We start from the raw sequence: 10,707 nt of genomic DNA, 5'->3' as shown, positions 1-10,707 counted from the left end.
GTGTACGAGTGAGGCCCGCTGGTGGACGGTGAACAGCCCGGTGCCCACCTTCCGCCGCCGCAGCACGCGGTCGGCGTTGCGGGCCGCCCAGGCCAGGTGCTCCAGCGTGAGCACGACCTCCAGCGCGGCGTCGCCGGGCGGCTTGCCGGTCTCCTCGCTGATGGTGCGGGCCACGGCGTCCAGTTCGGTGGCGAGCGCCTTCTTCCAGCGCAGCAGGTGGTCACGGCGCCGGGAAGCCGGCAGTGCCATCCAGCGGGCCTGGGCGGCACGGGCCCGGATCGTGGCGCGGGAGACCTCTTCGGGCCCGTTCACCGGGTGTTCGGCGATCGGCTCGCCGGTCGCCGGGGAACGCGTGGTGAAGGCCGCTGTGCGCGGTGCGGCGGCCGGGGAGGTGTCGGTCATCGGATCTCCTGACGCTGGATTCCGTGGGGAGCACCCCAGTGAGTCGAAGATACTGAAACTATTGAAGTGTTTCATCACGCGTCAATACTCCGGACGCGAACGGGGGCGTGGGGATGCCTGCGCCGTCCCGTGGACACCGATGAATCGTCAACTGCCACCCGGATAAAGGGACATGACGAGCCGTAGCAGGTGCGGGTGTTCTGGGTGGGGGAGTGGAGGTTACGACAGCGGCCCGTCCGGGATCCGCTCCACCGGGTCGGCCACCGCTCCCTCGGCGCAGCTCACCACCGCGATGTCCGCTGCTTTGGGGCCTGGAGGTGGCCGCTGCCGACCGCCGCGCCCAGCCCCCACAGTGCGCGGCCTGGTCGCCGGCAGGTCCCTGCGCTATCCGCCCGACGACGATGTGCTGCTGTGGGAGGAGGAGTCATGGACGGCCACCAGCGCGCCGGGCGCACTTCTCACGATCCCGGCCCGGCGCGTCAGCCTGGCGAGCGCCGCCCACGGAAGGCGCGGCATTGCTACCTGGCGCCCTCTGAAGACCAGGGCGATGGGCCGGCCGCCGCATCGGTGCGCTCTTGTGCCGTGTCGGTCCGATATGCACGGCCCCGCGCGGGGCGGTCCTGGTTACTGCTGCGCGGCGGGGATGGTGCCCGGAGCCGTCCTGAATGAGATGGCTTCCATCAGCGGCTTGCGCTGGGTGTTGTGGAAGGCCGCCACCCGCCATTGCCCGTCCGCCTCGCGCACGAACGTGCACGTCTGCACCTTCGACAGCTTCGACGCCTTGGGTGCGGCGCCCTTGTAGGTGTCACCGCGCCCGGTGACGACCGCGGTGTCCGGGCCGCAGAAGCGGATGTCGGTGATCTGACCTGCGAGCTTGGTGTTCTTGAGGAACTTCGCGAACAGCGCGCGGTGGCACTCCACGATGTCGGCCCGGCCGCTGTAGTACGTCCCGACGAACGTGACATACGTGGCGTCCTGGGTGAACAGTGCTCCGTACGCGTCGGCGTCGTTGCGGGCCCATGCGAGGTTCATCTCGGCCATCACTGCGGTGATGGCCGCCTTGTCGTCCTGGGTGGTCATGCCGTCCGTCCATTCATTAAGATGAAGCAGAAGCTGCCGTTAAACAATATCTGCATCATTGCAACTATCACCCTAAGGGGCATCCGGAGCGATGGCAATCGAGACGCCTGGAGACCAGCACGTGATCTTCCGCCAGTACCTCGACGCAGTGGGCCTGCACGGCATGGCCGGCGCGGAAGCCGCAGGGCTCCAGCCCACCGAGTGGTACGCGGTGAGCCTGATCACCATGGCGGGACACATGAGCTCGGGCGACCTGGCTGCCCGCGCCGGTCTGACCACCGGGGCCACCACCCGGCTCATCGACCGGCTGGAGAAGGCGGGCTATGTACGCCGCACTTCGGACCCGGCCGACCGCCGACGGGTCATCGTCGAAGCCTCGGCCGAGACCTTCCCCGACATCGAGGACGTCGTCGGCCCCGCCCGCCGGCTGATCGCCGAGGTCCTGGACCGCTACACACCCGAACAGCGCGAGGTCCTCTTCGACTACTTCGCCCATGCGGCGCCCGCCTACCGGGCGGCCACCGAAGAGATCCGCGCCCGCGCCGCGCGCAGCCGCCGCCCCGGCCCCAAGCCCAGGGAAAGCACCCCTCGCCCCACGCCGTGACGCATCGCCGGGTCCTGTGCCGGCGTTTTGAATGTCGCGGCCGTGCCCTTCTGCCGCAGCGTCTCCTCCGCTGCGGCGGGGCCGGCATGCGGGGCGATGACGTGGACTCCCGCCCGGATATGGGCAATCGTGGTCTGCGGCCCGAGGCCGGAACAGCCGCCGGTGACCAGGGCGGTCCTGTTGCGCTCCAGGCCAGTCGCTGTCGGTGGCATGGACAAGGATGCGGATGGTCTGTCGGCCGGGGGGCATATTGCTGAGACAGGTCTGCGGATGCCATGACAGGCTGGCGTCATGCTTGATCACATCGCAGTTCAGGTACGGGATGTGGCGGCGAGCGCACGCTTCTACGAGGCCGTTCTCGCACCACTTGGCGGCAGGCGGACCAAGGAGTTCGGCGCAAACGTCGGCTTCGGAACCACTGGCCATGTGTTCTGGATTGTCCCCGTGGCCGAAGAGGACCCCGCGCGTGAGGTGCACCTGGTCTTCTCCGGGCCTGATCGCGCGGCGGTTGACGCGTTTCATGCCGCCGCTGTCGCAGCCGGCGCTGAATCCCTGCACGCCCCGCGGGTGTGGCCCGAGTACCACGAGTCCTACTACGGAGCCTTCGTCCGCGATCCCGACGGCAACAACGTTGAAGCTGTCTGCCACACCCCGTAGTCCACACCGGCCTGGAATAAGCCCGAACATGATCCCTTGTCCGAGGCTTCCCCGGCAGTGGGGTCGGCCTGACCCCGACCGGGGTCGCGCTGCGCGGGCCGGCAGGGGCTGCTCGGGTGGCGGACCCGATGACGCGTCACATCGCGGGAGTGGGGTGAGGCCTGCCCGAAGTCCTGCGCGTTTGCGGTCAGTTCGGGGGTGTGGTGCGCTGCGTTGCGCTACTGGGCCGGTGGGACGTCGAGGGGAGCGTCCCGGTGAGTGGTGCCTGCGGCACCGAGCACTCCGAACCCGGGCGGTGATCACCCCGGAGCGGCGCGTGGACCCGGCAAGGTTCATGGCCACGGCCACCGGTCCCGCACCGCCGGCTGCCTGTGCGCCCTCACCTGATGACGGAATCCCGTGACGGCGATGGTGCGGTGACATGGCGAACGCTGTTCAGCCGACCGCCATGTGCAGCCCGAGAGCGAAGATCAGGCAGCTGGAGACCGCGGCCGTGACGGTACGGCCCCGACGGCTCGTGAGCGCGCCGCCGAGCAGTCTTCCGCCGCCGGCCAGCAGTAGTTGCCAGCTCGCCGAGGCGAAGGTGATGGCGCAGAGGTAGACCAGTGACTGGGCGCCGTTCATGGGCTGTTGAGTCTGCCGGCCGAAGATCAGTGAGACGAAGTAGATGGCGGGCCAGGGGTTGAGCGCGGTCAGCGAGAAATAGGTGGCGTAGGCCCGCAGCGGGGTCATCCGCCGGTGCGGCATGGTGTCTTCGGCCGTGTCGGGTCCGCGTCGCAGAGCCCTGACGAGGATGCGTGCGGCCATCACGGCCAGAATCGCGAAGGCCGTCCAGCGCAGTGGCCCGAGCACCGGCCGCACGGCCACCGCCAGAGCGCTGCCCCCGAGCACCGCCGCCACCGCGTAACCGGCGTCTGCAGTGGCTGCGCCGAGCGCTGCCGCGGCACCCGTCCGCAGGGACGTCGCCGCAGTCATGTTCACCATCAGCACCGCGACGGCCCCGACCGGGATCGCGAGACCATAACCGGCGAGCAGGCCGGCGACGACCGTATCGGTCATGACGCGGTCCCGTCGTGAACGGCTCCGCTGCCCGCCCGGGCAGGGGAGCCGGACCTCCGGCCGGACTCGGCTTCCGTATGGCCGCGTTGGCGCCCGCTGACGGTGCACGGTCCGGGGGTGATCGCGACATCGATCATGGTTCAGCTGCTCCTTCGACGGGTCGGCGACGCCGGTATCGGCGTCGGTGGCCTCGCTCGACTGCCTCCGCGGCGAACTGCCGAGCGATCCGGTCCGCTGTCCACACTGAGGGACTACGATCGTGCGCGTCCATCGAAGCTTTGTGCATGGAATCGTGTGAGGGGATTACATGATTGATCCACGTCTGCAGACTCTGCGCGTTCTCGCCGAGACCGGCACCGTCACCGCCACAGCCGAATCCCTGCACCTCACCCCGTCGACCGTCTCCCAGCAGCTGCGTCGTCTCTCCGCCGAGCTGAACGTGCGTCTGCTGGAACCCGAGGGCCGCCGGGTCCGGCTCACCCCTGCGGCCCGCACGCTCATCGAACATGCGAATGTGCTGCATGCGCAGTGGGAGCGGGCCGCCGCCGACCTCGCGGCCCACCGGAACAACGGCCCGGGAGAGCTGCGCATCACCTCGGTGGCGACGGCACTCGGGGCCCTGGTGGTGCCGGCCATGGACCGGCTGCTCTCCCGGCACCCGGGGATGACGTACTACATCGGCGAGGATCCGGAGGCCGACCGCTTCCGGATGCTGCTGACCCGCGAACGCGATATCGCGGTCGTCATCCCCGCCCCGGGCACACCGCCGTCGGACGACGAACGCTTCGAGCAGCACCTGCTCCTCCAGGAACCGCAGGACCTCCTGGTGCCGCGTGGGCACCGGTTCGCCGGCCGCGCCGCGGTCGAGCTGCACGAGGCCGCCACGGAAGCGTGGCTCCGCGCAGGCGACCCCCGCGACCAGTACCTGCTGCTCACCTCGGCCTGCGCAGCCGCAGGTTTCTCACCCCGGGTCACCCACAACGCCGTCGACTGGTCCGCGACAGCCGCACTGGTCGCGGGCGGTCACGGAATCTGTCTGCTGCCGCGCCTCGCGACGTTCCCGCAGAGCTACGAGCTCGTACGCGTACCGCTGACCGGCGACGTGGTGCCGACACGGCGGCTGGTCGGATGCGTGCGACGGGGCGCGGGCGGCACACCCTTGATCAGGGACGGCCTACGGGCGCTGCGGGAGGCTGCCGTCGAGTCCGGGGAGCGAACCGCAGTGGGGGCCGGCGGGTCAGCGATCCGCCCTGAGGCGACCGGCCTTGAGGCGACTTGCGCCGACGCGACCGGCCGTGACGCGCTCGGCCCAGCGCCGGAGCGCCTTTCGTGAGCGACGGGGGCCTGGCCGGGGAAGGGGGCCACGATCCCCCGCACGTACCTGCCCCGGCTCACCCGGCCCCCGCCCCCAGTGATCGTCGGGCGAAAGGAGCGGCGCCCTGCGCTCCGCCTGTGCCCGGATCTCGACGTGGGACTCGTGAGCCGTGATGCGGAACGCCTCTTCGTAGGAGGCCAGGGCTGCACTCATGGCACCGCCTGCCAGGCCGCGGCGGCGGATGCGTGCGGCCAACCACGCGAAGGCGCTCAGCACCACGGCGAAGCAGGCAGCCATGATCAGGAACGGCAGGAACGCATCCATGGCTACGAGGGTACCGACAACGCGTTCCGCAGACCTGCGGCCCGAACCGGGCGGGCGCTGTGGTCAGGTCCTTCCCGCTCCGGTCAGCGCGTCCTCGGCCTGCGTGGCCAGGGCGGCGACGAGATCCGCCGCGGGTGGCCGGTCCGTGATGAGATCGACCGCCTCACCCGCCCAGACCGGCAGCGGTGGCACATCGCCTCGTGCCACATCGTCCCGGTACTCCCGCTGGGCCCGGGGGTCCGCGGCGAGTTCCGCCTCCCGGCCCCGCCACCGGTCGAGGTAGCGGTGCCCCAGGGTGCGCGCGGTGTACCGGGCGGGCCATGGAGAGCCGCGGGCGATGTCCAGGACGCGACTGCGTTCGGTGTCCTGGCCGTGCCCCTCGACGATCGCGGTGGAGACCGAGGGATGGACCAGGGCCTCGGCCGTGGCCTGGAAACGGGTGCCGATGAGCGCCCCGGCAGCTCCCAGAGCCAGTGCCGCGGCCACCCCGCGGCCGTCGGCGATCCCGCCGGCCGCCAGTACCGGCACGGGTGCCGCCAGATCCACCACCATCGGCACGAACGGCAGGGTGGACCGTCCGTGCCGGGACCCGTGCCCACCGCTCTCGGTCCCCTGCGCCACGATGACATCGGCGCCCAGGTCCACAGCCTGCCTGGCCTCCTCCAGATCCGTGACCTGGAGGACGAGGGTCGCCCCGGCCCCTCGGATGCGTTCGACGAACGGGCCCGGGTCGCCGAAGGACAACATCACCACCCCGGGACGGTGTTCCAGCGCCCGCTCGATCCTTTCCGCGTCGACAGCCCACGTCAGAAAGCCGATGCCCCACGGCAGGCCGGTCCCCGACGCGACGAGCGGAACCTCGCGGGCGAGCCATTCGGGATTCCCGTCCCCGGCCCCGAGCATCCCGAGCCCGCCACCGCGCGAGACGGCCGCCGCCAGCGCGCCACCGGCCGAACCTCCCATCGGCGCCAGCATGATCGGATGCTGCACGCCGAGTGACCTCGTGAACTCCGTCGACAGCGTCATGACCGTCATCATGCCCCTGCCCACGGGTGAATGCACCCGGCCCTCCGGCACCCCGGACGGCCGGGCAGCCGGCTCAGGAACGAGCGGTTGTCCTGGACTGGAGGACCTCGCCCATGGACTCCTCCCGCCACCGCTCCAGGAGAGCGTGGAACGCGTAGGCACCGTGCGGGTACGCGGTCGGGCCGTTCGGGCGGCCGCGCCCCTCGGCGTTGTAGTAGCCGGGGGTGCACTCGGCGTGGAACCACTCATGATCGGGGGCGTCCTCGGCCAGGACGGCGATCCAGGCGTCCTCGCTCTCGCGGGACGGTTCGAGAAGCGCGCCCTTGGACTCGGCGGCCGCGACGAGGGCCGCGGCATGGACGGCCTGCTCGTCCAGGACATGCGTGAAGTTGACACTGCTGGCGTTCTGGAGCGCTCCCGTCTGGATCAGATTCGGGAAGCCGTTGCTGGTGAAGCCGTGCAGTGTGCGCGGCCCCTGCTGCGCCCAGGCGTGCAGCAGTTGGGTGCCGCCCCGGCCGTGGACGGGGAGCCTGCCGGAGCGGACTCCGGAAGTCCCGACGTTGAACCCCGTGGCGAAGATCAGGCAGTCGAGTTCATAGGCGGTCCCGCCGACCACGACGCCGTGTTCGGTGATGCGCTCGATGCCGTGGGTGTCCGCGGTGTCGACCAGTGTGACGTTGTCGCGGTTGAACGCCGGGTAGTACCTGTCGGAGAAGGTGGGGCGCTTGCAGGCGTAGCGGTACCAGGGTTTGAGCTTCTCCGCCGTCTCCGGATCGGTGACGGTCCGCGCGACCCGCTCGCGCAGCTCGTTCATCTTGGCGGCGTCGGCTGCCTCGTACGCGGCTTCGAAGGACTCCCGGTCGCCCTGCCGGCGGAAACTCGGCAGGAGCTTCTCCAGCAGACCGGCCGACGCGGTCCACTGGTCCGCCACGAGATCCTGCTCCGCGGACTCACCGGAGACGATGCGCAGATAGTTGTCCCGGCGCTCGCGTGCCCAGCCCTCGCGGCCGGCGCCGACGTCCTCGGCGGTGGTGCGGCGGTTGGCGCGTATGTCCACGGTGGAGGGGGTGCGCTGGAAGACGTGGACATGGGCGGCGTCCTGGGCCAGCATCGGAATGACCTGGATGCCGGTGGCTCCCGTGCCGACGATGCCCACCCGCTTGTCCGAGAGGCCGGTCATGCCGCCTTCCGCGGTCCCGCCGGTGTACGCGTAGTCCCAGCGCGACGTGTGGAACGTGTGACCCCTGAAGTCCTCGATGCCAGGTATCCCGGGGAGCTTCGAGTCGGTGAGCGTGCCGGTGGCGGTGACCACGTACGTGGCCCGGAAGGTGTCGCCGCGGTCGGTGGCCACGATCCAGGTCCCGGACGGCTCGTCCCAGGTCAAGGATGTGACCGCGGTGGAGAACAGGGCATCCGTGTAGAGGTGGTACTGCTCCGCGATGCGAACGGCGTGGCGGCGGATCTCCTCACCGGGGGAGTACTTCCACTCCGGTACGTAACCGGTCTCGTCGAGCATCGGCAGGTACACGTGCGACTCGACGTCGCAGTGGATGCCGGGGTACCGGTTCCAGTACCAGGTGCCTCCGAAGTCGCCGCCCTTCTCGACGATCCGGACGCGCTCCACACCCTGCTGCCGCATCCGCGCCCCGGTGAGGATGCCGCCGAACCCGCCACCGATCACGGCGACGTCGACGGTGTCGTGCAGGGGGTCGCGCTCGGCCGGCTCCGCCGCGTACGGGTCGGCGGCGTAGTAGCCGAACTCCGCCTCTGTGTCGCGGTACTGGCGCGCGCCGTCGGGCCGTACGCGCCGCTCACGTTCGAGGCGGTAGCGCTGCCTCAGTGCGGCGAGCCCGTGGGGAGCCGGCGCTTGAGGGGTCGTCATGTGGGGGACCTCGGATCCTGTACGGCGGGCCGCTCCGGGCGAGCGGCTTCCGCTACGGTAGCAACGACCGGACAACAGTGTCCGGTTGGAGTGCGGGTGCCCGGCGGCTTTCGGCCAGAGCGCGTCCGCACCCCCTCAGCGGACGCGGGCGCCGCCGTTCCCTGGTGCCCGCGCACGGCGGACAGGATGAGTGAACCCCCATGCGACGACTCCCGATCCGGCCATTCGCGGTCCTCGCCGCGACAGGCGCGCTGCTTCTCACCGGATGCGGCACGGAGACGGCCCCCGGCGACCGGGAGGCATCCGCGGCCACGGGCAGGACCGTCCGCGCTCACGAGGTGATGCAGCTGACGAAGGTGCACGAAGAGACGGGGATGACGCTGCTGGAGGGACCGGTCTTCGGTGAGGACGGAGGTCTGTACGTCGTCGATGTCACCGCGCCCGCGGGTGAACCCAAGGTTCTGCGCGTCGATGTCGGCAGGAAGACGTCCCGGACGTTCCACACCGACGGCCGGGGATCCTACACATCCGCGCAGTTCAGCCCGTACGACGGACGGCTCTACCTGACCGACTACTCCCACGGCGAGGTGGTGAGCCTGGCCCCGGACGGAAGCGATCCACTGACCTTCTTCTCCGGCGAGGTCGACGGATCACGGATGAACCCCGACGACATCGCCTTCGACAGGGACGGGAACCTGTACGTCAGCGACTCACGCGGCCTGTCCGAGGGAAAGGCGCAGGGGCGGGTGGTGCGGATCGACCGCGACGGTGGGAACGCCGTCGTACTCGCGAAGAACCTGGCCGCGACGAACGGAGTCTCGTTCGACGTGGACTACCGGGGGCTGTGGATCAGCGAACTGACGGAGAACCGGATCTCCTACCTCCGTCTGGACGAAAAGGGCGGGGTGGCCTCCCGGCACACCGCTGTCCGAGTGAACGGCGGGATCGCCCAGACCGACTCGATCGCCGTGGACGCGGACGGCAACCTCTACCAGGCACTGCACGGGCGCCCCGCGATGGCCGTGTACAGCCAGAACGGTGAGCGCCTGGCGACGGTCGGGATTCCCGCAGGGGCCGAAGGGCTGGAGTCGGCGACGAACGTGGCCATCACCCCGGGCGGGACCAAGGCGTACATGACCGTCAGCGGTCCTGCCGGGGGATACCTGTACACCTTCGACGCGCTCGCGGAAGGCATCCGGCAGTCCAACGGCGGCTGACGCCGCTCCCGTTCACTCCTCGAAGGGCCGTACCGGTCCCACCTCGACACCGAGCAGCCGCCAGGCGGCCAGCGCACGGTGCTCGCGTTCCGCACGGGTGGGGCCGGTCACCGTGGCGGAGACCATCGCGACCGCGAGTACGAGGTCACTCGCGGCGCCCAGCCGATGACCGGCCGGAAGCCGCTTTCGCAGGGCCCGCTCGACCCGCTCCGACAGGGCCATGGCATGCACGCGGATGCCGGACCGGCTGCCCGCCCGGTCAGCGTGCAGCAGCCCGATGAAGGCCGCCGACTGCGTCAGATGCCACGTCAGCACACCGAGAACACCGGCGAAGGCCACGCGCTCGTCCTCGGCGGCCTGTTCGACCTGCCGTACGTTCTCCTCCAGAACCGCGGTGGCCACTGCGGCCCGGTCGGGGAAGTGCCGGTACAGGACGCCCTGCCCGACCCCGGCCCGGCGCGCGATCGCGGACAGCGGTGCCTCCAGGCCGCGCTCCGAGAAGATCTCCCGTGCGGCCGTGACCAGAGCGGCCCGGTTGCGGGCAGCGGCCTTCGGTCCGTCGTTCGCGGGCCGTCGCCCGTCCGTTTCCGTATGCCGCGTCACGTGGGGCAGCGTACCGGTGCCACCTGCACCCTCGACGTGAGTGATGGCAGCGTCGAAGGCGAGTCCGGCCGGCCTCACCCGGAGCACTGCTTCTGGTGCTGCGGGGGGACCAGGGCCACAGGATCAGCGAGGCGGTGGCCCGTCCGTCCCGCCCTGCATCGGCGAGAGGCGGACGAGGATCGGGCCGAGTCCGTCGACCCAGTCCTCACCGGCCTCTATCGCCGCCCGTCCCTCATGGGTGATGCGACCCTGCAGCGGTTCCAGGTACCTGCGGCACCAGTGGGCGCGTACGTCCTCGTCGATGCCGGCGGAGCAGATGTCGTTGACCCCCAGGTCCAGTGCCCTTGCCGCCGCCTGGAAATCGTTGCCGAACCACTGGCCCGCACCGTCGTTGATGAGAGCCCACGACATCTTGAACATGCGCCGACCCTAGCGTGGCACGGCCCAACCGGACCCGGACCCGGACCCGGACCCGGACACCGGGCCCCCGCGCCGTGGGCGGTGGGGGCGGCGCGGACGGCCAGCCGCCCACACCACC

General features: G+C 70.5%; 11 protein-coding genes. 4 read left to right on the top strand and 7 right to left on the bottom strand.

All coding sequences use genetic code 11. The features are described 5' to 3' along the window. Both ACFVW8_RS36005 and ACFVW8_RS36000 read right to left on the bottom strand, forming a co-directional pair. Positions 1 to 402, bottom strand: a 402-nt coding sequence (locus ACFVW8_RS36005; RefSeq protein WP_389697679.1) for an aldehyde dehydrogenase family protein, incomplete at its 3' end; no start/stop codon positions are given. 624 nt (positions 403 to 1,026) lie between these two features. Then, a complete protein-coding gene (locus tag ACFVW8_RS36000) occupies positions 1,027 to 1,482 on the bottom strand; it encodes an SgcJ/EcaC family oxidoreductase (protein ID WP_389697677.1) in 456 nt (151 codons plus the stop codon). A 91-nt stretch (positions 1,483 to 1,573) separates the two neighbouring features. Here ACFVW8_RS36000 and ACFVW8_RS35995 point away from each other — a divergent pair, with 91 nt between their 5' ends. Further along, positions 1,574 to 2,086: a MarR family winged helix-turn-helix transcriptional regulator gene (locus ACFVW8_RS35995; protein ID WP_389697675.1), complete on the top strand. Its 513-nt coding sequence runs from the start codon at positions 1,574 to 1,576 to the stop codon at positions 2,084 to 2,086. Positions 2,087 to 2,377: 291 nt separating this feature from the next. Then, positions 2,378 to 2,743 carry a VOC family protein gene (locus ACFVW8_RS35990; RefSeq protein ID WP_389697673.1) on the top strand — a complete coding sequence of 122 codons (366 nt, stop codon included), beginning with the start codon at positions 2,378 to 2,380 and terminating at the stop codon, positions 2,741 to 2,743. Between the two features lie 435 nt (positions 2,744 to 3,178). Here ACFVW8_RS35990 and ACFVW8_RS35985 read toward each other — a convergent pair whose 3' ends face one another. Continuing rightward, the gene (locus ACFVW8_RS35985; RefSeq protein ID WP_389697671.1) at positions 3,179 to 3,802 is read right to left on the bottom strand and encodes a LysE family transporter; all 624 of its coding nucleotides are present in this window, start codon (positions 3,800 to 3,802) and stop codon (positions 3,179 to 3,181) included. Between the two features lie 307 nt (positions 3,803 to 4,109). Here ACFVW8_RS35985 and ACFVW8_RS35980 point away from each other — a divergent pair, with 307 nt between their 5' ends. Then, on the top strand, positions 4,110 to 5,135 hold the full coding sequence (locus ACFVW8_RS35980) for a LysR family transcriptional regulator (protein ID WP_389697669.1): 1,026 nt from the start codon (positions 4,110 to 4,112) through the stop codon (positions 5,133 to 5,135). A gap of 369 nt (positions 5,136 to 5,504) precedes the next feature. Here ACFVW8_RS35980 and ACFVW8_RS35975 read toward each other — a convergent pair whose 3' ends face one another. Next, positions 5,505 to 6,467: an NAD(P)H-dependent flavin oxidoreductase gene (locus ACFVW8_RS35975; protein ID WP_389697667.1), complete on the bottom strand. Its 963-nt coding sequence runs from the start codon at positions 6,465 to 6,467 to the stop codon at positions 5,505 to 5,507. Positions 6,468 to 6,540: 73 nt separating this feature from the next. Then, positions 6,541 to 8,349: a flavin-containing monooxygenase gene (locus ACFVW8_RS35970; RefSeq protein WP_389697665.1), complete on the bottom strand. Its 1,809-nt coding sequence runs from the start codon at positions 8,347 to 8,349 to the stop codon at positions 6,541 to 6,543. A gap of 200 nt (positions 8,350 to 8,549) precedes the next feature. Here ACFVW8_RS35970 and ACFVW8_RS35965 point away from each other — a divergent pair, with 200 nt between their 5' ends. Beyond that, the gene (locus tag ACFVW8_RS35965; RefSeq protein ID WP_389697663.1) at positions 8,550 to 9,566 is read left to right on the top strand and encodes an SMP-30/gluconolactonase/LRE family protein; all 1,017 of its coding nucleotides are present in this window, start codon (positions 8,550 to 8,552) and stop codon (positions 9,564 to 9,566) included. Positions 9,567 to 9,578: 12 nt separating this feature from the next. Here ACFVW8_RS35965 and ACFVW8_RS35960 read toward each other — a convergent pair whose 3' ends face one another. Beyond that, positions 9,579 to 10,169 carry a TetR family transcriptional regulator gene (locus ACFVW8_RS35960; RefSeq protein WP_389697661.1) on the bottom strand — a complete coding sequence of 197 codons (591 nt, stop codon included), beginning with the start codon at positions 10,167 to 10,169 and terminating at the stop codon, positions 9,579 to 9,581. 123 nt (positions 10,170 to 10,292) lie between these two features. After that, the gene (locus ACFVW8_RS35955; RefSeq protein ID WP_389697659.1) at positions 10,293 to 10,589 is read right to left on the bottom strand and encodes a hypothetical protein; all 297 of its coding nucleotides are present in this window, start codon (positions 10,587 to 10,589) and stop codon (positions 10,293 to 10,295) included. Positions 10,590 to 10,707: the final 118 nt, after the last annotated feature.

Origin of the sequence: Streptomyces sp. NPDC058221 (assembly GCF_042882365.1) — a bacterium.
Classification (GTDB): Bacteria; Actinomycetota; Actinomycetes; order Streptomycetales; family Streptomycetaceae; genus Streptomyces.
This window is presented reverse-complemented; position numbering and strand designations above follow the sequence as displayed.